Source organism: Nonomuraea sp. NEAU-A123 (assembly GCF_018603905.1).
Classification (GTDB): Bacteria; Actinomycetota; Actinomycetes; order Streptosporangiales; family Streptosporangiaceae; genus Nonomuraea.
The window spans coordinates 1-23,291 of the sequence record NZ_JAHFZZ010000035.1 but is presented as its reverse complement, the minus strand read 5'-3'; the positions used below and the strand labels follow the sequence as shown (position 1 = coordinate 23,291).

Below are 23,291 nucleotides of genomic sequence, written 5' to 3'. Positions count from 1 at the left end.
GCCTTGGTTGAACAGTGCGCCTGCGACCAGAAGCAGCTCCCCTCAAGATCATTTCATCGTGGGTTTCGGCTTATGGGCTGACCCCCACGCACGGTAGCTCGGTGAGGAGTCAGCCAGAACACTGAAGTCAGGCCGCCCGCTGGCGGCCGACGAGCGGCAACCTGGTGGGCAAACGGCACATAATGGCGATGGTCTAGGGCGCACGGTTGCTCGGTGGTTGCTCGCGTGTACGCCCCACAACCTGACACGCGATAACACTCGCTGGCACGCCGGCGTGGACGATTCCGATCACAGCGATACAAAACAACACTCGATGACACCTGGTGATACTTACCGAGGATTCTCATAATCCGTGGGTCGTGGGTTCAAGTCCCACCCGCCCTACTCACTAGTACCGCGTTCGACCTGGGGTTTCCCGGTTCTCGCCGGCCCTCGATCCCGCCAGTGATCATGGCCGGTTGCTCGCCGGCCTCAGCTAACCTCACGTCGAGCGCCGCGACACGCCCGAGCTTTGCGACTCCAAGGGCACGAGCAGGCATTTCTCGGATAATCACCACCTGTGCTTGCGCACCTGCGGCTGCGCTTCTCGAAGGCGACGCGCGGTTCCAACCCGTTGAAGGAGATCGGTGGATGCTGGCCAACGGGCCGATTCGGACCTGGCAGGGCGACCTTGACGCCTTGAAGCGCGCCGCCTTCGGCGTGCGGGGTGTGGAAATCACTCGGAAGCGGTGTAAATTACTCGACGAGGCAGGTGCCGTGAGTGGATCTTAGGCGGCCTCGGTGGCGGGTGCACGCTGGGAGCGGCGGCCGCGATGATGGCCGCGACCTTCCTGGTCGGGCTCCTGCTCCCCAAGGAGACCCGCTCCTGATCCGCCCCGTCACGAACCGCCCCCGGCCATCCGCGCCGGTGGGCGGCTCATGGCATGTGGGCCCGCCCTCCGCCGTCCGCCGTCCGACGGTGTGATCTGGATGATCCGCGGCGGGGGGGCCAGGCCCAGGGCCGCGAGCAGCTCGTACTGCTCCTCGGTGATCTCGGTACGCTGCCGCAGGAGGCCGGTACGGGCGGCAAACGTGCCGAGCTTGATGCGGTCGAACTCCCGCCGTAACCCTGACCACGACAGCCCGGTACGGCTCTCGGCGATGCGGACGAGAAGGAGGCTGAGCCAGGTGAGCAGCAGGTGCCCGCGGTCTCCAGGCTCCCCCCGGCTCTTCAGCCGCCGCAGGCCGGCGAGCAGGTCGCGCCACGTGCGTTCGCACTCGAGCAACCTCATGTAGCCAAGCGCGATCTCCTCGGCCGGCAGCTCGGGGTCGGTGGTGCGGACCAGATACTTGCCGTCGAGGTTCTCCTCGGCCTTGACGGCCTTGACGTCGATGCGCAGCAGCCCGCCGGGCGTCAGGCGCAGATAGCGGCGCATCCGGGGATTGGCCGAGATCTCCATGTGCAGGTCGGTGCGTTCGGCGACGGACAGCCTGTCGGTGCCGTCGATCAGCGCGGAGAGTTCCTCCACCAGGCGGGTGCGTACTTCGGCGTCGCGCTGGGCGGTCCGGGTGTCGCGGCAGATCACGAAGCGTTCGTCCGCGGCGATGTGGACCTCCTTGACCCGCAGGTTCGCCGCCACGCGGTGGTAGCGGCCCTGGCGGGACAGCGCGGCGTCGGCCTCGGCCGACCCCGAGCGCAGTTTTGCGCCGACGATGTAGGGGTGGTCGTCGTCCTTGCGCAGGGCGTGCCGGTCTGCGGCGATCGGGCGGCCGCGGTCGGCCGTCCGGATGACGCGCGACAGCGTCCAGTCCTTCATGTCCTCCTTGGCCTGGCGGATCATCGCCGCGTCGTCCGTGCAGCCGGGCCAGCGCCAGATCCTGAGCGGGATGCCGGTACGGGTGACGGCCAGCCCGATCACGGTCTGGTGGGCCTCGTGGCAGCCCCAGGGCGGGGCCAGGGACTGGGCATCCTTCGACCCCTCGCCCTGGGGATCCTCGTCCCCGTCCAGGCCGAGGCCCGGCTGCAGACCGCCATGGGCGGACTCGAAGAACAGCAGGTCGGCTTTGAGGTCGAGGCGGTCGGCCACCCGATGGAAGACCTCTTCCTGCAGCCGGCCGGACACCTCGCACAGCCACTTGGTCACCTTCCGGCAGGCGTCCTCGGTGGTCGCGGGCAGCCCGTCGACGAAGACATCCTCGTTCACCCAGCGCGCGACCTCGGCGGGCGGGTCGGCCGAGCCCGCCAGGGCCCGGCTGGCGACCAGGGCGAACAGCACCCGCTCCGCCGCGGGGTCCAGCGCGCCGTCCCGGCGCATCCCGCGGAACGTCCCGTCGAGCTCTAATTGCCGCCACAGCGCGTCCAGCACCCACACCGCGCCGAACGGCTGCGAGTCCACGAACTCCAGGCCGTCGGCGGCCACGTCGAGGAGCTGGGCGGGCTCAAGGATCTTGACAACCGAGGCGGCCAGGCGTACGAGGGCCTGCCGGTTCGAGGCGTCGTCCCGGCCGAAGTTGTAGATGACCTGCACTTTCGAACGCTTCGTCGCCGGATCCCACGCGTTGTGCGCCAACTGCAGGTAGCGAACTACGGAACCGTCCTTATTCCGCCGGGGAGTCGACCGCAAGTACATGGACGAGAACCTAATACCAGCCTCTATAAAAAAAGCACAAACGCGTACACCCACCGGGCGGGGACTGAGCGTGGCCACCTCGTCACCGCGCTAACCGTTCATCCCGGCGCGGGCCGCCGAATTCGGCGCAATCCAGAGAGCTGCCACTCACTGTGCGTGATCATCCAAGGCGCCGGGTGCGACTTCCAGCGCTCCCATCCGGCGCCCGGCCGCCGCGGTCCCGGTGAAGCCGCAGGTCGCGGGCTCGGCCAGGCGAAATAGATCAATGATCAATAACCGTGTATCTAGGCTGCGCCTGGTGGTGCGCGCGGCCCACGGCGGCTGAACAGGGGGTTCGCCGCCCCCATGGCCCGCGAGTCTTCCCGCCCTCGTCTGAGGAGCGTCCTTACCAGAAAGAATTAACCTGACCCGATCGGCCAATGACAGATTTGACATACAAAGATGACTCCAAAGGCTTGGCATAGTGACCTGCCCTGTGGATGATGAGTCATCATGAGCTTCTGGCCCCCTTGGGCGGCCGCAGGGACGCCCACCTCATCCTGCACCTCTCTGCTCGGCCGATGGCATTCTGTGGAATGACGCGGATCGGGCGCGGCGGCCACTTGATGCGGGAACGGGCACTTCTTTCGTTCTCCTGAGCACTTTCGAAATCGCGGCGGACCATGCCCCTCGCCATGCCAGGACTTCGCTGGAGAAATCACGCGAGGAAAACTATCGTCCGGCGGCGGGCAATTAATGAGGATAATTAGACATGAGCACCATGTTAACGGGGTGAAAGATTTGCAGGCAAACGAATTCGGCGTGGGCCCGGTTCCGGAATCCACGGGCACTTGCTCCGCCGGGCTCACCGCACTTCCCGACGATCTCGGGCCGCAGATCGTCTGCGTGCCGATCGCCACGCTCATGCCCGGCGAGTCGCCCCGGCTGGCGGGGCAGGACCAGGAACACGTGGCGCGGCTGGCCGAAATCGACGGTCCCCTTCCCGCCATCCTCGTCCGCCGCTCCGACCGGCGCGTGATCGACGGAATGCACCGCCTGCTCGCCGCTCTGGTACGCGGCCAGGAGAACATCGACGTCGAGTTCTTCGACGGCACCACGGAGGACGCCTTCCTGCACGCCGTGCAGGCGAACATCGCCCACGGTCTCCCCCTCACCCAGGCCGACCGGCGGGCCGCCGCGATCCGCATCGTCGCCTCGCACCCGCACATGTCGGACCGGGCCATCGCGCGGGCGTCCGGGCTCGGCGCCAAGGCGGTGGCCGCCATCCGCCGTCGTTCAACTGACTCGGTGCCGCAGTTGAACGCCCGCATCGGCCGCGACGGCAGGGTCCGGCCACTGAGCGGCGTCAGCGGCCGGTTACGTGCGGCCGAGGTCATCGCCCGCAATCCCGAGTCCTCGTTGCGGGAGGTGGCACGGCTCGCCGGGATCTCCCCGGCCACGGCGAGCGACGTACGCAGACGCATGTTGTCGAACGAGCCGCCCACGATGACCGTGCCGGCCACCGGCACGGCCGAGGGCGCGGCGGAGCCTGTACCGGACGCCGCGATGCCCGACCAGATCGGCCAGCGGCGCGCCGAGCAGGCCACGACGGCGCAGTTCCCCCAGCCGGAGCCCTCCCTGGTGCTGGACAAGCTGCTGCGCGACCCCTCGCTACGCCTGAAGGAGGAGGGCCGCCAGTTGCTGCGGCTGCTGAAGCAGACCGCAGTGGCGATGGAGAGCTGGTCGGAGCTCATCGACGCGGTCCCTCCCCACTGGGAGCACGTGGTGGTCAGGCTGGCCCGCCAGTACGCCGCCACCTGGCATCAGTTCGCGCAGGAGCTCGACGAGCGGGACCCGTCACTGCCCTGGAAGGCTGTCGGCCAGTAACGGGCCTGGGCCGTGACGAACGGGAACGCTGAAGAGCTCCCGGAAAAGCCGACGTCGCCGACCACCACGGGTGGATCGGCGACGTCGCGGGACGGGTTACTTCTTCTCCATCGCCTCGATCAGGCTCTTGGGACGCATGTCGGTCCACGACTTCTCGATGTAGTCGAGACACTCCTGGCGTCCGGCCTGCCCGAACACGGTCTTCCAGCCTTCGGGGACCGTCACGAAGATCGGCCAGAGGGAGTGCTGGCCCTCGTCGTTGACCAGGACCAGGTACTGGGCATCCGGGTCGTCGAACGGATTCGTCACCACGTCGTCCTTTCTCGGGTACGGGATGTGGGTGGCGCCGGAGAACGGACGTGCGTACGACTCCGGTCCGGCGTTCGGTGGCCGCGTGATGCGTCGCTCGGCCCCGCTGGGACCAACTATGAACTCAGGCGCCGGGCGCCAGTCAACTTCGGCGGTTCCCCGTTCAACTGCGCTGATGCCGCAGTTGGCCGGGTTTGCCCGGCACCGCCGCCCATCCCCATCCCCATCCCCATCGACAGCGAGGCAGGTACCCATTGGGGGCGAAGAGCACGAAGAGCGGCCCGGCGGGACTACGGTTCGACGAATCGATCACCCAGCAGCGGGTGAAGCCCGGGACGGTGCGGCGGATCCTCCCGTACGCGCGGCGTTACCGCGGGTTCCTGGCCCTGCTGATGCTGACCACCGTCACCGTCGCGGTCATCACGGCCGCCGGCCCCCTCATCCTCAAGGCGATCATCGACGACGGGATCCTCCCCAAGCGCACCGGCACGGTGGCGTGGCTGTGCCTGCTGGTGGCGGGGTTGTCGCTGGTCGAGGCGGGGGCGGCGTACCTGGGGGCGTGGTGCTCGGGCTGGATCGGCGAGGGCCTGGTACACGACCTGCGGACCAAGGTGTTCGCGCACATCCAGCGCCAGCCGCTGGCGTTCTTCACCCGCACGCAGACCGGCGCGCTGGTCAGCCGGCTCAACACCGACGTGATCGGCGCCAGGCAGGCCCTGACGACGCTGCTGTCGCAGTCGGTGTCGACGCTGCTCACGCTCGTGCTCATCCTCGTCGCGATGGTGTACCTGTCGTGGCAGATCACCCTCGCGGCGCTGGTGATGATCCCGCTCTTCCTGCTGCCGGCCCGGCTGATCGCGAAGAGGCAGGCGCGGCTCGCGCGGGAGTCGATGGAGCTGGACGCCGACATGAGCTCGATGATGCACGAGCGCTTCAACGTCTCCGGGGCGCTGCTGTCCAAGCTGTACGGCCACCCACAGGACGACCTGGCCACGTTCGCGGGCAAGACCGCGCGCATCCGCGACATCTCCATTCTGCGCGTCGTGTACGGACGGATCTTCGCCATCGTCGTCACCGTCCTGACGGCCCTGACCACGGCCGTCGTGTACGGCCTCGGCGGCATCCTGACCATCGGCGGCTCGCTCGAGCTCGGATCCCTGGTGGCCATGGTGGCGCTGCTGATGCGGCTCTACGGGCCGATCAACCTGCTGGCCTCGATGCAGGTGACGGCGCTGACGGCCCTGGTGAGCTTCGACCGGGTGCTGGAGGTGCTCGATCTGGAGCCGCACATCACCGAGCGCGCCAACGCGCGGGAGCTGGGCGCGCCGGGTCATTCGGGCCCCGCGGCGCCGGACGTCGTCTTCGACCAGGTCAGTTTCCGTTACCCGGGGCCGGACGAGATGTCGCTGGCCTCGCTGGAGTCCGCCGCGGCCCGCGTACCGGAGCAGGCGGACGACCGGTGGACGCTGCGTGACCTGAGCTTCCACGCCCCGGCGGGAAAGCTGACCGCGCTGGTCGGGCCGTCGGGTGCGGGCAAGACCACGATCACCCAGCTCGTCCCCCGCCTCTACGACGCCACCGAGGGCAGCGTGCGAGTCGGCGGCCAGGACGTCCGCGACCTGACCCTGGGGTCGCTGCGCGACGCGGTGGGCGTGGTCGCCCAGGACGCCCACCTGTTCCACGACACCCTGCGGGCCAACCTCGAGTACGCCCGGCGCGGCGCGAGCGAGCGCGAACTGATCGAGGCGTGCCGGGCGGCGCTCATCTGGGACACGATCAGCGCCCTGCCGGACGGCCTGGACACCGTGGTCGGCGAGCGCGGCCACCGCCTGTCCGGCGGCGAGAAGCAGCGGATCGCCCTGGCCAGGTTGCTGCTCAAGGCTCCGCCGATCGTCGTGCTCGACGAGGCGACCGCGCACCTCGACTCGGAGTCGGAGGCGGCGATCCAGCGGGCGCTGGAGACGGCGCTGGCCGGGCGGACGTCGCTGGTGATCGCACATCGGCTGTCCACGATCAGGAACGCCGACCAGATCCTGGTCGTGGAGGCCGGCCAGGTCAGGGAACGCGGCACGCACGAGGAGCTGCTGCTGGCCGGTGGACTGTACGCGGACCTGTACCGGACGCAGTTCGCCCATCGGCAACCGGCGGACGACGCTCGCGTCGGGAGCTGAACCGATCTATCTTGTGGACCGATGCCCCGGGCATGGGTCCGGGAGGGTTTTGGGGGTTCGTGGTGGTTTCTGGTCGAGTGGTGAAGTTCGACGCGGCGAGGGGTTACGGGTTCATCGCACCCGATAACGGCGGTGAGGACGTCTTCCTGCACGTCAACGACATGCTGATGCCCGAGTCCGAGGTGCGGGCGGGGCTCGCGGTGGTGTTCGAGGTCGAGGAGGGTGACAAAGGGCCGAAGGCGTGGCGGGTGCGGCCGGCCGGCAGCGCGGACGCCACGGCGACCGTGGCGGCGGCTCCCCAGCAGGCCGCTGCGGCGACCACGTCGCAGGCGGGCGAGGACGAGCCGATGTGCGACGTGCTCAACGCGGACGAGTACCTCAGGGAGGTGACGGAGATCCTGCTCAGCGAGGCTCCGTCGCTCACCGGCGGCCAGATCGTGCAGATCAGGGCCGGGCTGCTGCAGTTCGCCAAGAACCATGGGTGGGCCGAGGGCTGAGGCGCCGAAAGGGCGGACGCCGGTGATCGGCGTCCGCCCTTTCGCATGTCCGCTCGCTCTGTCTGATGTCCGGGCAGGTCAGTGCCGGCGGAGGGTGGCGAAGTCCTGGACCACGACCGCGACGGCGCCGACGCTGGGGTGGCGCTGCAGGACGGCCTCGATCTCGCCCAGTTCCATCCGAACCCCCGCTATCTTGACCTGGCGGTCGACGCGACCCAGGTACTGCAGCGCGCCCCGCGGCAGGGCTCGGACCGCGTCGCCCGTGCGGTAGAGGCGGCCGGTGGGGGTGTCGGCGAAGGGGTCCTGGAAGAACGCCTCGCGGGTGCGGTCGTGGTCGCCGGCGTAGCCGCGGCCGACGCAGACGCCGCCGACGAACAGTTCGCCGCTCTCGCCCGGTTCGCAGGCGTGCCAGCCGTCGTTGTCGCGGCGCAGGACGTACAGGTCGGTGTTGATGATGGGGGTGCCGATCGGCAGGCGCAGCAGTTCGAGGTCGGCGGGCGTGACCGTGTGGTGGGTGACGTCGTCGGAGCACTCGGTGGGGCCGTAGGCGTTGACCAGCCCGGCGTGCGGCATCTCGCGTAACCAGCGGCGCGCCACCTCGGTGGGCAGTTCCTCGCCGGTGGCCAGCATCCACCGCAGCCCGCCGAGCAGACCCGTCGCGGGGGTGGCCGTCTCAAGGGTGGCCGTCTCAAGGGTGGCCGCGGTGTCGCTGAGCGGACCGGTCGTGAGTGCGGTGGCGAGGTCGTCGAGGAGAAGGCGGACCATGGTGGGGACCAGTTCGACGATCGTGATGGCCTCCGTGCCGATGAGGCGGGCGAATGCCACCGAGTCGTACGCCGTCGCGTCGCCGACCACCCGGACCCGGCCACCGACGACGAGCGGGCAGAGCATCTGCCAGATGGAGATGTCGAACCCGAGCGGCGCCGTTTGCGCCACGGTGTCGCGGACGGTCATGTCCAGGTCGACGACCTTGGCGTGCAGGTGGTTGAGCATGCCCTGGTGCTCGACCACCGCGCCCTTCGGCCGGCCGGTCGAGCCGGAGGTGAACAGCATGTACCGCGGCTGGTCGGGCCCGTCGAGCCGGGCCGGGCCCGACCAGCGCGGGAGCCCGGCGGCCTCGGCCGCGCGGACGAGCCGCACACCGGCGCCGCGCGCCGCCTCGGCGAACGCGGGCGTCACGGTCTCGCGGCCGGTGTCCAGGAGCAGGACGGCGCCGGCCCGCGTCAGCACCTCCGTCACGCGGGCGGCCGGCCAGGTGCCGTCGGCGGGTACGTAAACCGCGCCGATGAGCTCGATCGCCAGGAACGCGGCGATGACCGCGGCGCCTCGCTCCCCGCCCACCGCGACGACCGTGCCGGGACCCGCGCCCTCCCGCTCCAGCAGCGTGGCCAGGCGGCGTGCCTCGGCGGCGAGCTCGGCGTAGGTGAGGCGGCGGGCGTCGTCGGCCACCGCGGGGCGGTCCCCGTCGTCAGCGGCGACGCGTTCCACCAGGGTGATCACGGCGTCGGCGAGGTCTGCCGGGTGAGGGCGGCGCGCCGCCAGGGCGCGGGCGCGCTCGATCTCCTGCGGCGAGATGGGGAGCCGGGGCAGCTCGGCGAAGCCGAGCAGACCGTCCGCGATTGTCATGTGCACGCTCCGGTAAATGCAGGGGAATTGCCGACCTTGCCGGGCCGAGATTTCCTCAAGTATCGTGATCCGTGCTACCGCGATCAAGGTTGCGCAAGGCCGGGGACAAAGGCCGGCCGCTCGTTTCGACTCCCCCGACCTATTTCTGTCGTGTCCATTCCCGTCGCACTGGGGGATTCGACGAAGTGCCTATCATCAAAGCTCCGCAAGAGTTCAATGTCGAAGACCTTTTCATAGACCTGCGGACGGTTACAGGGGCGCCGCTCTATCTGAAATGCGAAGGGTTCAACTTCGCGGGGTCGGTCAAGTTGAAGGCGGCCGCGGAAATGGTGGCCGCCGCCGAGCGCGACGGCCTGCTCGGGCCGGGCTCCGTACTGGTGGAGTCGTCGTCGGGCAACCTGGGCATCGCCCTGGCGATGGTTGCGGCCGACAAGGGGCTCCGGTTCCTCTGTGTGACCGATCCGCGCTGCAACACCGCCTCACGGCGGCTCATGCGCTCGCTGGGCGCCGAGGTCGTCGTGGTCGAGACGCAGGACGTCAACGGCGGTTACCTCGAGAGCCGTATCCGGCACGTCCGCGACCTGTGCGCCTCCGGCAGCCGGTACGTGTGGCTCAACCAGTATGCCAACCCCGGCAACTGGCAGGCCCACTACCGGCACACCGCGCCCGCGATCGAGCGCAACTTCCCCGGCCTTGAGGTGTTGTTCGTCGGGGCGGGCACCACGGGCACGCTGATGGGCTGCGCCCGCTACTTCAAGGAGCGGCGCGCGCCGGTCACGATCGTCGCGGTCGACGCGGTGGGCTCGGTGACGTTCGGCGGCGTCCCGGAGCGCCGCATGGTGCCGGGACTGGGCACGAGCGTACGGCCTGAGCTGGTCGACGAGTCCTGGGTGGACGACGTGGTGCACGTGCCGGAGACCGACACGATCCGGGCCTGCCACGACCTGGCCGCGCGGGGGTTCCTGTTCGGCGGCTCGACGGGGACCGTCGTGAGCGGCGCGACGCACTGGCTGGAGGAGAAGTACCCGGGTGAGGAGCCGGTCGCGCTGGCCGTCGCCCCGGACCTCGGCGAGCGCTACCTCGACTCGATCTACGAGGAGGGCTGGCTGCGTGAGCACTTCGGCCCTCTCGATCTGCCCGACCGACCGCATTGGAGCGCACTTTGACTCAGGTACCGTCGTTCGCCGTCGTCTCCGGACAGCAGGTCTCCGGTGTCCTGCACGGCAGGGAGAAGCAGGTCGTGGAGGTGGTGGAGGCGGCGTACCGGCTGCACGGCGAGGGCCGTACGGTCAACCCGGACTCCTACTTCCTGCGTTTCCCCGACCGGCCGTCCGCCCGGATCATCGCGCTGCCGGCGTCGATCGGGGCGCCCGTGGACGTGCACGGCATCAAGTGGATCTCCTCGTTCCCGGAGAACGTGGCGGCCGGCCTCCCACGCGCCTCGGCCGTGCTCATCCTCAACGACACCGCGACCGGTTATCCGCTGGCGTGCCTGGAGAGCTCGATCATCAGCGCGGCGCGTACCGCCGCCTCCGCCGCGCTCGCGGCCACGACACTGGCCGCCGCGCGCGGGGTGACGCCGCGGCGCGCCGGATTCGTGGGCACCGGCCTCATCGCCAGGTACCTGCACACGTACCTGGTGGCGGCCGGGCTGTCCTTCGACGAGGTGGGCGTGTTCGACCTGGACCGCGAGCACGCCGACGGGTTCGAAGCCTACCTGGGGCGCGCCGGCGCCGACCCGGTCACGATCCACGACGACGCCGCTTCACTGATCACCGCGTCGGACCTGGTCGTGCTGGCCACGGTCGCAGGTGAGCCGCACATCCACGACCCCGGGCTGCTGGCGCACAACCCGCTGGTGTTGCACGTCTCGCTGCGCGACCTGTCGCCGGAGATCATCCTGTCGTCCTGCAACATCCTCGACGACGTCGAGCACTGCATGAAGGCCGGCACGTCGCCGCATCTGGCCGAGCAGCGTACCGGCGGGCGGTCGTTCGTCGACGGCACGCTGTACGACGTGCTGGAGGGCCGGGTCACTCCCCCGGCCGGGCGGCCCGTCGTGTTCTCACCGTTCGGGCTCGGGGTGCTCGACCTCGCGGTGGCCAGGTACGTCTTCGACGAGGTGAGCGCATCCGGCGACCTCATGACGGTGCCCGGGTTCTTCCACGAGCTGAAGCGTCACGGCTGATCCCCCAAGGCTTCGAGCCCGCTCCCGGCCGGCCGGGGGCGGGCTCTTTCGCGTGGTCAGCCGTCCAGGCGCAACCAGCCGGACACCGCGGACCAGACCTCGGCCAGGGTGTCGGGCTTGGCGATCTCGTAGTGGGTGCAGGGGATGCTCGCGACCGCGATCTCGCCCGTCACGTACGGCCGCCAGAGCTCGGGCCTGGGCGCCTCGTCCGGCCTGCCCTCCTCGGCGACGACCAGCAGCACGTCCCCGTCGAACCGGCCGTGCTCGAAGCCGCGGCGCAGCTTGCGGTGGTTGCGCAGGAGACGGGCGAAGGTGCGGATCTCCTCCTCGGTGGCCGCGCCGAAGCCGTTGCCCGCCTGCCAGCGGACGATGTCCATCTGGCGCTCCAGCGCGGCGTCGGGGTCGTCGCCGTGCTCCTCCTCCCCGGTGTCCTGCTCCGGCACCCACGGGTACTGGTCGAGCAGGACCAGGGCCGCGACCTCCTCTCCGGCGGTGCGGAGCTGGACGGCGATCTCGTGGGCGATGCCTCCCCCGTACGACCAGCCGAGCAGGTGGTACGGACCGTGCGGCTGTACCGAGCGGATCTGCTCGATGTAGTCGGCGGCCATCTCCCGGATGGAGCCGGCGAACTCCGTGGTGCCGTCCAGGCCCCGGGCCTGCACCCCGTACAGGGGAATACCGGGCTGGGCGTGGCGGGCCAGCGGCATGTAGCACCAGCTCAGGCCGCCGGCGGCGTGGATGCAGAAGAAGGGCTCGCGCTCGCCTTCGACGCGGATGGGCAGCAGGACGTCGAGCGCGTCGCGTACCGAGGACAGGGTCATCCGCTTCATCAGCTCGGCGACGGTCGGGGCGACGAACAGGTCGCGGACCGCGATCGTCACACCGCTCCGCCGCAGCCGCTCCACGAGCCGGACGGCCAGCAGGGAGTGCCCGCCGAGGGCGAAGAAGTCGTCGTCCGCTCCCACGCTGTCCAAGCCGAGCACCTCGGCGAACGCCTCGCACAGGCCGGCCGTGATCGAGGTGACGTCCCAGTGGGTGACGCGTTCCTCGGTGGTGACGCCGGGGGCGGGCAGTGCTTTGCGGTCGAGCTTGCCGTTCGGCATCAGCGGCAGCCGGTCGATCACCACGACGGCCGCGGGGACCATGTAGCCGGGCAGGCGGTCCTGGGCCGCGGCGCGTACCTCTTGGGCGAGCCCGTCGGTGTCGCCGCCGGGGACGACGTAGGCCACCAGCCGCCGGTCGCCGGGGACGTCCTCGCGTACGAGCGCCACCGCCTGCGTCACGCGCGGGTGCACGGCCAGGACCGCCTCGATCTCGCCCAGTTCGACGCGGAAACCGCGGATCTTGACCTGGTCGTCGGAGCGGCCGACGTACTGGAGTTCGCCTGCGGCGGTCCAGCGCACCACGTCGCCCGTGCGGTACATGCGCGCGCCATCCGGCCCGAAGGGGCAGGCCACGAAGCGGGCCGAGGTCAGGCAGGGGCGGCCGAGGTAGCCGCGGGCCATGCCGTCGCCGGCGATGTACAGCTCGCCCGGCACCCCGGGCGCGACCGGCTGGAGGGTGTCGTCCAGGACGTAAACTTGGGTGTTGGCGATGGGGACACCGATCGACGACACGTCGGGGCCGGGGCCGGCGAGTTCTTTGGCGGTGGACCAGACCGTCGTCTCGGTGGGGCCGTACAGGTTCGTCAGCGCCGGTGTCCTGGCGAGCATGGTGTGGGCCAGATCGGGCGGCAGCGCCTCGGCGCCGATCATCGCGCGGATCCGCGTCCAGTCCACCGGGTCGCCGGCGTCGGCGATCAGGCCGCGCCAGAGGCTCGGGGTGGCGTGGACCATGGTGGCGCCGGTGGAGCGGATCAGCGCGCGCAGCGCCCACGGGTCGAGTACCTGGTCCTGGGTGGCCAGGACGACGCCGGCGCCGTTCACCAGCGGCAGGTAGAACTCGAACCCGGCCATGTCGCAGCCGTGGGTGCTGACCGCGAGCAGGCGGTCATCGGGGGTCAGCGCGAACGAGTCCTGCATCGACAGCAGGAAGTTGACGATGGCGTGGTGCTCGACTAGCACACCCTTGGGGCGGCCGGTGGAACCCGAGGTGTAGATCACCCACATGGGGTTCCGCGGCCGCAGCGCCACGGCGGGCCTGGTGCCGGGCTTCGCCCGCACCTCCGGGGCATCGACCATGACGACGGGGACGCGAGCGTCGATCTCGAACTCGGGCAGGCGCGGGCGCATGTCCTCGCCGGTCAGTACGCAGGCCGCGCCGGAGTCGGCGATCACGTACGCGATGCGGCTGGCGGGATAGGCCGGGTCGATCGGCAGGTATGCGGCACCCGCCTTGATCACGCCGAGCAGCGACACCACCAGGTCGATGCCGCGTTCGAAGACGACGGCCACGACGGACTCCGGGCCCACGCCGCGGCCGATCAGGTGCCTGGCCACCTGGTTGGCGCGGGCGTCCAGCTCATCGTAGGTGAGCTCCACCTCGCCCGTGGTCAGGGCGGTCGCGCCGGGTGTGCGGGCGACCTGGGCCTCGAACAGGTCCACGACCGTGGTGGCGGGGATCGGGGCGGTGGTGTCGTTCCAGCCGGTGAGCATGCGGTGCCGTTCGGCGGTGCCGAGGACGTCCACCGCGCTGAGCGAGCGGCCGGGGTCTTCCGACAGGGTGGCGAGGACCCGTACCAGGCGTTCGGCGAGGCGTTCGACCGACGTGCGGTCGAACAGGTCCGCCGCGCCGATGACCGCGCCGCGCATGCCCGCGGCGGCGCCTTCGGCGTCGAACGTCTCGCCGACGCTCACGTCCAGGTCGAACTTCACCACGGCCAGATCCTCGGCTGTCCCGTCCTCGGGTGCCGGTTCGCCGGATGGCCGTTCCTCGGATGCCGGTTCTTGCGCGGCCGGCCGTCGGCCCGCGTCGAGGCCCGGCAGGTCGAGGGTGGCGTTCGCGGTGTTCTGCAGCAGCAACATCACCTGGAACATCGGGTGCCGGGCCAGCGACCTGGCCGGCGACAGCTCCTCGACCAGGCGTTCGAACGGCACGTCCGGGTGGGCGAAGGCACCCAGCCCGGCCTCCCGGACCCGCCCGAGCACCTCGCGGAAGGTGGGGTCGCCGGACAGGTCGGTACGCAGGACGAAGGTGTTGACGAAGTAGCCCACCAGGCCGTCGAGCGCCTCGTCGGTACGCCCGGCCAGCGCCGAGCCGATGGGGACGTCGGTACCGCCTCCGAGCCGGGACAGCAGGACCGCCAGGGCGCCGTGCAACATCATGAACATGGTCACGCCCTCGGACCGGGCGACCTCCCGCAGCCGGGCGTGCACGTCGGCCGGGATCTCCAGCGGCACCCGCCTGCCCAGGTGCCCGGCCACCTCCTGGCGCGGCCGGTCGAACGGCAGCTCCAGCTCCTCGGGCAGGCCGGCGAGCGTCTCACGCCAGTAGGCGACCTGGCTGGAGATCACGCTGTCCGAATCCTGGTCGTCGCCGAGCAGTTCGCGCTGCCAGAGCGCGTAGTCGGCGTACTGGACGGGCAGCGGCTCCCACCGCGGCGCCCGGCCCTCGCGGCGGGCGGCGTAGGCGACGGAGACGTCGCGCGCCAGTGGCGCCCACGACCAGCCGTCACCGGCGATGTGGTGCACCACGACCACGAGCACGTGCTCCTCGGGGCCGGTGCTGAACAGCCAGGCCCGGATCGGCGCCTCGGCGGACAGGTCGAAGGTGTGCGCCCGCGCCTCGTCCACCGCCGCCGCCAGGTCCTGCGGTGCGACCTGCCGTGTCGTTAGCTCCCAGTCGAGGTCGCCGAGCGGGATGATCCGCTGGTACGGCTCTCCGTCGGCGATCGGGAACACCGTGCGGAGCACCTCGTGGCGCTCCAGCACGTCGCGGAAGGCGGCGGCCATGGCCGGGCCGTCGATCCGGCCGGACAGGCGTACCGCGACGGGGATGTTGTAGGTGGCGCTCGGGCCTTCGAGCTGGGCGATGATCCACATGCGCCGCTGGCCGTACGACAGCGGGATCCGCTCGGGGCGGAAGCCCGCGGTCAGCGGCGTGCGCGCCCGGGCGGCGCCGTTCAGCCCGGCCGCCAGCCCGGCGACCGTGGGCGTGTCGAACAGGGCGCGGATCTCGATCTCTACCCCCAGCAGCGCGCGGATGCGGCTGACCAGGCGGACGGCGAGCAGGGAGTGGCCGCCCAGCGCGAAGAAGTCGTCGTCCACGCCCACGCTGTCCAGGCCCAGCACGTCGGCGAAGGCCATGCACAGGATCTCCTCCTGTGCCGTGGCCGCCGACCGGCCGCCCGCGCTCTGGGCGGAGCCGTAGTCGGGGGCGGGCAGTGCGTGGCGGTCGAGCTTGCCGTTACTCGTCAGCGGCAGCGCGTCCAGCACGACCCAGGCCGAGGGGACCATGTGGTCGGGGAGGCGGTCGGTGGTGAACTTGCGGGCCGTGGCGGGCAGGTCGCGGGCGTCCTCGGGGTCGTCGGCGACCAGGTAGCCGACGAGGCGGACGTCGCCGGATGCTTCCTCCCGGGCCACGACGACCGCCTGGTGCACGCCCGGGCAGGCGGCCAGTGCCGCGCCCACCTCGCCCGGTTCGACACGGAAGCCGCGGATCTTGACCTGGTCGTCCACCCGGCCGCCGAACACCAACCCGCCATCAGTGCTCCAGCGGAACCGGTCACCAGTGCGATACATGCGCGCACCGGGCACGAACGGGCACGCCACAAACCGCTCAGCGCTCAACCCAGGACGACCCAGATAACCACGCGCCAGCTGAGCACCAGCCACATACAGCTCACCAGTCACACCCGGCGGCACCGGGGCCAGATGCTCATCCAGCACAAACAGGCCGGTGTTGGCCACCGGAGTCAGCCCACCGCGCAACCGGGCGGTGGCCACGCCGATCGTGGTCTCGGTCGGACCATAGTGATTGAACACCGCACAACCGCGCTCGCCGGCCTGACTCAGCACCTGCTCCAGCCAGTCAGGAGCCGCCGCCTCACCACCCAGCACCAGCGACCGCGCAGGCAACAGGCCCGAACCCATTGCCGCCAGGTGGGAGGGCACCATCTTAACGAAATCGATGTGGCGCTCCTCCAGCACGGCACGCAAGGCTTCGGGGTCGGTGGCCGCCTCCTCGGCCACGATGTGCAACTCACCGCCAAGCGCGAGAGCGGCGAACACCACCGTGTTGCCCAGGTCCGTAGCCTGACCCTGCACCAGCGCATACCGGCCACCGTCCAAGCCCAGCCGCCCCGGAACCGAGCCCACATAATTGGCCAGCGCCGCCTGAGTCACCACCACACCCTTCGGACGCCCCGTCGAACCCGAGGTGTAAATGACGTAGGCGGCCTGATCGCCGACTACGTGCCGCTCGGGCCGAGCCATCGAGACCATCGACAGCCGCATCGCGGTGAAGGCGTCATCCAGCACCAGCATCCGACCCCGACCCGCCGGCAGTTCCTCAGCGATCTCCGCGCTGGTGACCGTCAACACCGCGCGGCTGTCACCCAGCATGTAAGCGATCCGCTCCACCGGCTGACGCGGATCGATCGGCACATACGCCGCCCCCGCCTTCCACACCGCCAGCACCGCCACAATCAACTCCACCCCCCGCTCCAAACACACCCCCACCACCGACTCGCCACCCACCCCCTCACCGACCAAAACGTGAGCCAGCCGATTCGCCCGCCCATCCAACTCGGCGTAACTGACCAGCCCAGAACCGACAAGCGCCACCGCCTCCGGCCGACGCGCCACCTGGCCCTCGAACAACTCCACCACCGGCACGCCGAGCCCGTCGGCCGCCATGCCGCTCCACTCCTCCACCACCCGGCGCCGCTCCACGGCACCCAGCAGATCGACCGCGCTCAACCGGACGGCCGGGTCGACGCTCACCGTGTCCAGCACCCGCACCCAGTACCGCATGATGCGCTCAGCCCACTCAGGGTCGAACAGATCGGTGGCGACCGTCACCGAACCCCGCACCCCGGCCGGCGCCCCCTCGCCGTCGAACACCTCGCTGACCATCACGTCAAGGTCGAACTTGGCCGCCCGCTCGCCCGCCGACGCGGCTCCCGGCCGGACGACGGGCAGGTCCAGTGCCGCGCCGATGGTGTCGCCCTTGGTCAGCACCACCTGGAACAGCGGGTGCCGGGCCATCGACCGCGACGGCGCCAGCTCCTCCACCAGCCGCTCGAACGGCACGTCCTGGTGAGCGAACGCCGCCAGGCTGCGCTCGCGTACCCGGCGCAGCACCTCACGGAACTCGGGGTCGCCGGACAGGTCCGCCCGCACGACCAGCGTATTGACGAAGCAGCCGACCAGGTCCTCCAGCGCCACGTCCGTACGGCCCGCATTCGCCGACCCGATCGGGACGTCCGTACCCGCGCCCAACCGCGACAACAACACCGCCAGCGCGGCCTGCAACACCATGAACACCGTCACGCCCTCAGCCCTGGCCACCTCCACGAGCCGCACATGCACCTCAGCCGGGACCAGCAGCGGCACGCTGTGACCCCGGTGAGAGGCCACGACCGGACGCGGCCGGTCAAACGGCAACGCCAGCTCCTCCGGCGCCCCCGCCAAGGCCTCCCGCCAGTACGCGACCTGGCGCGTGATCAGGCTGTCCGGGTCGGCTTCGTCGCCGAGCAGGTCGCGCTGCCACAGGGCGTAGTCGGCGTACTGCACCGGCATCGGCTCCCACGCCGGGGCCCGCCCTTCGCGGCGGGCCGCATACGCCAGCGAGAAGTCACGCGCCAGCGGCGCCCTCGACCAGCCGTCGCTGGCGATGTGGTGGATCACCACGACCAGGACCCGCTGATCGAACAACCACGCCCGGATCGGCACCTCCGTGGTGAGGTCGAAGGCGTACTCCGTGGCGCCGGCGACGGCCTCGTCCACGTCAGGAACGCCGGCGACCGTCAGGCTCCAGTCCAGCTCGTCCAGGGGCACGACGTGCTGATACGGCTCGCCGTCCGCCACCGGGAAGACCGTCCGCAGCACCTCGTGCCGCCCGATCACGTCCCGCAGGGCCAGGCCGAGCGCCTCCTGATCGACCTCGTCCGCCAGGCGCAACACGATCGGCACGTTGTAGGTCGCGCTGCGCCCTTCGAGTTGGCCGATGAACCATAACCGTTGCTGCGCGAACGACAACGGAACCAGCTCCGGCCGTTCCCTCGCCGCCAATCCGACCCGTGCCACGTCCGCGTCGCCCAGCCGGGCTGCGAGCCCCGCCACCGTCGGCGTCTCGAACAACGCCCGCAGCGGCATCTCGACGCCGAGCACCGACCGGACGCGGCTGGCGAGCCGGACCGCGAGCAGGGAGTGACCGCCGAGCGCGAAGAAGTCGTCGTCCACGCCGACGCTCTCCAAGCCGAGCACCTGCGCGAACACGGCGCATAGAATCTCCTCCCGCACGTCGGCCGGGCCTCGTCCCGCTTGGATGGTGTGGTCGGGGGCGGGCAGGGCTCTGCGGTCGAGCTTGCCGTGGGCGTTCAACGGCAGCGCGTCCAGGACGACCGTGGCGGCCGGCACCATGTACGACGGCAACCGATCCGCGACGAACGCTCGCACGGATTCGGCCAGACCCGTTCCATCTCCGGCGGGCACAACGTAGGCAACCAGACGCTTGTCACCTGGCATGTCCTCCCGGGCCACCACCACCGCCTGAGCCACACCCGGATCGGCGGCCACCGCCGCCTGCACCTCACCCAGCTCGATCCGGAACCCACGGATCTTGACCTGCTCATCCACCCGGCCCAGATACTCCACCTGACCCTCGCCGTTCCAGCGCACCACATCCCCAGTGCGATACAACCGCCCCCCAGCCGCAGAGAACGGATCAGCAACGAAACGTTCACCTGTCAAAGCCGGCCTATTGAGATAGCCACGCGCCAACCCACCACCGGCCAGATACAGCTCTCCGGCCACCCCCACCGGCACCGGATTCATCGCACCATCCAGCACATACACCCGAGTGTTGTCCACAGGCCGACCAATCGGGACAACACCGCCAACATCGCCATCGGCATACCAAGCCGTGGCATAAACGGTCGCCTCAGTAGGCCCGTAAATGTTAGCCACCCGCGCCCCCGGCACCGCCGCCCGCAAACCCGCCACCGCGTCCGCCGACAACGCCTCACCAGCCAGCACCACAGTACGCGGCCACACCCCCAGCACATCAGAGCCAACCACCTGCGCCAACGCCGACGGCACGCCACTGACCAAACTCACCCTGCCCAGGTCACAGTTCCCATCCACGACCGCCAGCACATCCGGCACAACCTCCACACAACCACCCGACACCAACGGACCGAACAACTCGAACACCGACACATCAAACGTCAACGACGTCGAGAACAACACGCGGGCGAAATCAGCCCCACCGAACTCCCGCACCGCCCACTGCAGGAACGCCACCACCGACCGCTGCTCGACCACCACACCCTTCGGCCGACCAGTCGAGCCTGACGTGTAAATGACATAAGCCGCATGACCCGGCAACACACACCCCTCCACCGGCCCACCAACCGGCCCAGGATCCTCCACCAGCACCACCCCCACGCCCTGCGGAAGCCGATCCACCAACTCCCCGGAAGTCAGCACAGTCACCGCGTCGGTATCGGTCAGCATGAACGCGATCCGATCCACCGGATAACGCGCATCAATCGGCAAATAGGCGCCACCCGCCTTGAGCACCGCCAGCACCGACACCACCAAATCGATGCCACGCTCCAGACAGATCCCCACCACCGACTCAGCCCCCACACCCCGACCGGCCAACACCCCCGCCAGCCGACTCGCACGGATGTCCAACTCAGCGTAAGAAAGTTCCACACCATCCGCGGCCACAGCCACCGCATCCGGCGTCCGGCCAACCTGCGCCTCGAAGAGCCCGGCCAACGTGGCCGATGCCACCTCGACGGCCGTGTCGTTCCACTCGCGCAGCAGCCGGTCCCGTTCCGGCTGGTCCAGCACCTCCACGGTGCTCAGTGGCAGGTCGGGGCCACCGTCCAGGATCGATTCCAGCGCGGAAACGAGGTTTCGCGTGGTGGTGCGGAGCAGGGTGCCGACGCTCCGGGGGTCGATCGGCGCCACCGCGTCCACCGCCAGCGAGATTCCGTCGCCGTCGTCGTCCACCGACACGAGCAGCGGATAGTTGGTGCGCTCGGTGAAGTAGACCCGCCTGATGCCGTTCAGTCCCTCGTTGGTGGCCGGTCCGGCCTCGCCTGGTGTGTTGTGGCGGTAGTTGAACAGCGCGGTGAACAGCGGCAGGTCACCCGGCACGCCGCTGGCCTGCTGGGCCAGGGTGAGCGGGGCGTGTTCGTGCTCCAGCAGCCCGCCCAACTGGGCGCGCATCGCCGACACCGCGTCCCGTACGCCGAGCTCGCCGGTGCGCACGCGTACCGGCAGCGTGTTGATGAAGGGGCCGGGTACGCGGTCGGAACCGGCGCTCGTGCTCATCCGCCCGAACAGGACCGTACCGAAGACCACGTCGTCACCGGCCGATACCGCCGCCAATACGCGCGACCAGGCCACGTGCAGCAACGTCGCCGGGCTGGCGCCCACCCGGCGGGCGACCTCCAGCAGCCCGGCGTGGAGTTCGGGTTCGAAGGCGACGCGGGCCCGTACGGTGTCCATGCCGTCGCGGCGGGCGTCCACGACGCCGAAGGGCGCGGTCGGCTCGGTGACGTCGCCGAGCAGGTCGGCGAAGTAGCGTTCGTGGTCGATGCCTTGGGCACCGTTCCTGGCCTGGGCGACGAAGTCACGGAACGACAGCGGCTCCGCCAGGTGCCGGCCCTGGCCGGTGAGGAAGGCCCGTACCTCGTCGAGCAGGACCTCCAGGGCCGTGTGGTCCTGCACCATGTGGTGGATCCTGACCAGGGCCAGCCACTTCCCGGTGCCGGGGAGGGCGGCGGTGTGCATCCCGATCAGTGGAGCCCGGCCGAGATCCATCGACGTGCCGCCGCGTGTCACCAGCTCCGCGACCGGGTCGGTGCCGCTCGGGTCCAGCTCCACCTCCTCGACCGGCATGACCGCGCGGCGCCAGACCACCTGGACCGGCTCCCGCAGTCCTTCCCACACGATCGACGTGCGGTAGACGTCGTGGCGATCGACCACCCGCTGCAGCGAGTCCGTGAAGGCGTCCAGCCGGTCGCGGGAGTCGAACTCCAGCACCGTCGGCATCACGTACGCGTCCTCGCCGCCGTCCGCCAGCAGGTGGTGGAACAGCAGACCCTCCTGCAGGGGCGCGAGGGGGTAGATGTCGGCGACATTGGGCGCGCCGCCCTCGACGGTGGCCGTCACGCGGTCGATCTCGTCCGGGGTCAGATCGACCAGGGGGAGCATGCCGGGCGTGATGACGGTGGCGCCGGCCGGGATCAGGTTCTCGGGTACCGCCGCGAGCGTCTCGCCGATCGACCTCGCCAGCCCGGCCGGGGTGGGCGCCTCGAACAGGGCTCGTACGGAGACCGAGACGCCGCGTGCCCGTACCAGGGCGACCAGGCGGATCGCGAGCAGGGAGTGGCCGCCCAGGGCGAAAAAGTCGTCGTCCACGCCGACGCCGTCCAGGCCGAGCACCTCGGCGAACGCCGCGCAGAGAATCTCTTCGCGGACGTTGGCCGGTGCGCGGCCCGTGCCCGCCGTGTACTCCGGGGCGGGCAGGGCTCTGCGGTCGAGCTTGCCGTTGGCGTTCAACGGCAGCGCGTCCAGGACGACCGTGGCGGCCGGCACCATGTACGACGGCAACCGATCCGCGACGAACGCTCGCACGGATTCGGCCAGACCCGTTCCATCTCCGGCGGGCACAACGTAGGCAACCAGACGCTTGTCACCTGGCATGTCCTCCCGGGCCACCACCACCGCCTGAGCCACACCCGGATCGGCGGCCACCGCCGCCTGCACCTCACCCAGCTCGATCCGGAACCCACGGATCTTGACCTGCTCATCCACCCGGCCCAGATACTCCACCTGACCCTCGCCGTTCCAGCGCACCACATCCCCAGTGCGATACAACCGCCCCCCAGCCGCAGAGAACGGATCAGCAACGAAACGTTCACCTGTCAAAGCCGGCCTATTGAGATAGCCACGCGCCAACCCACCACCGGCCAGATACAGCTCTCCGGCCACCCCCACCGGCACCGGATTCATCGCACCATCCAGCACATACACCCGAGTGTTGTCCACAGGCCGACCAATCGGGACAACACCGCCAACATCGCCATCGGCATACCAAGCCGTGGCATAAACGGTCGCCTCAGTAGGCCCGTAAATGTTAGCCACCCGCGCCCCCGGCACCGCCGCCCGCAAACCCGCCACCGCGTCCGCCGACAACGCCTCACCAGCCAGCACCACAGTACGCGGCCACACCCCCAGCACATCAGAGCCAACCACCTGCGCCAACGCCGACGGCACGCCACTGACCAAACTCACCCTGCCCAGGTCACAGTTCCCATCCACGACCGCCAGCACATCCGGCACAACCTCCACACAACCACCCGACACCAACGGACCGAACAACTCGAACACCGACACATCAAACGTCAACGACGTCGAGAACAACACGCGGGCGAAATCAGCCCCACCGAACTCCCGCACCGCCCACTGCAGGAACGCCACCACCGACCGCTGCTCGACCACCACACCCTTCGGCCGACCAGTCGAGCCTGACGTGTAAATGACATAAGCCGCATGACCCGGCAACACACACCCCTCCACCGGCCCACCAACCGGCCCAGGATCCTCCACCAGCACCACCCCCACGCCCTGCGGAAGCCGATCCACCAACTCCCCGGAAGTCAGCACAGTCACCGCGTCGGTATCGGTCAGCATGAACGCGATCCGATCCACCGGATAACGCGCATCAATCGGCAAATAGGCGCCACCCGCCTTGAGCACCGCCAGCACCGACACCACCAAATCGATGCCACGCTCCAGACAGATCCCCACCACCGACTCAGCCCCCACACCCCGACCGGCCAACACCCCCGCCAGCCGACTCGCACGGATGTCCAACTCAGCGTAAGAAAGTTCCACACCAT

At 69.9% G+C, this 23,291-nt stretch carries 9 protein-coding genes; 5 read left to right on the top strand and 4 right to left on the bottom strand.

Translation table 11 applies throughout. The annotated features are described in order from the left end of the window. Window positions 1-878: 878 nt before the first annotated feature. The gene (locus KLK06_RS54275) at window positions 879-2,507 is read right to left on the bottom strand and encodes a transposase (protein ID WP_214643738.1); all 1,629 of its coding nucleotides are present in this window, start codon (window positions 2,505-2,507) and stop codon (window positions 879-881) included. Between the two features lie 882 nt (window positions 2,508-3,389). Here KLK06_RS54275 and KLK06_RS54270 point away from each other — a divergent pair. Beyond that, on the top strand, window positions 3,390-4,475 hold the full coding sequence (locus tag KLK06_RS54270) for a ParB N-terminal domain-containing protein (protein ID WP_214643737.1): 1,086 nt from the start codon (window positions 3,390-3,392) through the stop codon (window positions 4,473-4,475). 96 nt (window positions 4,476-4,571) lie between these two features. Here KLK06_RS54270 and KLK06_RS54265 read toward each other — a convergent pair whose 3' ends face one another. Beyond that, the gene (locus tag KLK06_RS54265) at window positions 4,572-4,784 is read right to left on the bottom strand and encodes an MbtH family protein (RefSeq protein WP_138694824.1); all 213 of its coding nucleotides are present in this window, start codon (window positions 4,782-4,784) and stop codon (window positions 4,572-4,574) included. Window positions 4,785-5,038: 254 nt separating this feature from the next. Here KLK06_RS54265 and KLK06_RS54260 point away from each other — a divergent pair, with 254 nt between their 5' ends. Both KLK06_RS54260 and KLK06_RS54255 read left to right on the top strand, forming a co-directional pair. Next, a complete protein-coding gene (locus tag KLK06_RS54260; protein ID WP_214643736.1) occupies window positions 5,039-6,955 on the top strand; it encodes an ABC transporter ATP-binding protein in 1,917 nt (638 codons plus the stop codon). Window positions 6,956-7,035: 80 nt separating this feature from the next. Then, window positions 7,036-7,452, top strand: a complete 417-nt coding sequence (locus tag KLK06_RS54255; RefSeq protein ID WP_308168924.1) for a cold shock domain-containing protein — start codon at window positions 7,036-7,038, stop codon at window positions 7,450-7,452. A gap of 78 nt (window positions 7,453-7,530) precedes the next feature. On the opposite strand, the gene KLK06_RS54250 is transcribed toward KLK06_RS54255, so the two are convergent. After that, window positions 7,531-9,078: an amino acid adenylation domain-containing protein gene (locus tag KLK06_RS54250; RefSeq protein WP_214643735.1), complete on the bottom strand. Its 1,548-nt coding sequence runs from the start codon at window positions 9,076-9,078 to the stop codon at window positions 7,531-7,533. Window positions 9,079-9,263: 185 nt separating this feature from the next. Between KLK06_RS54250 and sbnA the strand changes: the two genes are divergently transcribed. Then, window positions 9,264-10,244 carry a 2,3-diaminopropionate biosynthesis protein SbnA gene (gene sbnA / locus KLK06_RS54245; protein WP_214643734.1) on the top strand — a complete coding sequence of 327 codons (981 nt, stop codon included), beginning with the start codon at window positions 9,264-9,266 and terminating at the stop codon, window positions 10,242-10,244. Further along, window positions 10,241-11,266, top strand: a complete 1,026-nt coding sequence (gene sbnB, locus KLK06_RS54240; RefSeq protein WP_214643733.1) for a 2,3-diaminopropionate biosynthesis protein SbnB — start codon at window positions 10,241-10,243, stop codon at window positions 11,264-11,266. The genes sbnA and sbnB overlap by 4 nt, the downstream gene beginning before the upstream one ends. A 56-nt stretch (window positions 11,267-11,322) precedes the next feature. On the opposite strand, the gene KLK06_RS54235 is transcribed toward sbnB, so the two are convergent. Next, window positions 11,323-23,286 carry a non-ribosomal peptide synthetase gene (locus KLK06_RS54235; protein ID WP_308168936.1) on the bottom strand — a complete coding sequence of 3,988 codons (11,964 nt, stop codon included), beginning with the start codon at window positions 23,284-23,286 and terminating at the stop codon, window positions 11,323-11,325. Window positions 23,287-23,291: the final 5 nt, after the last annotated feature.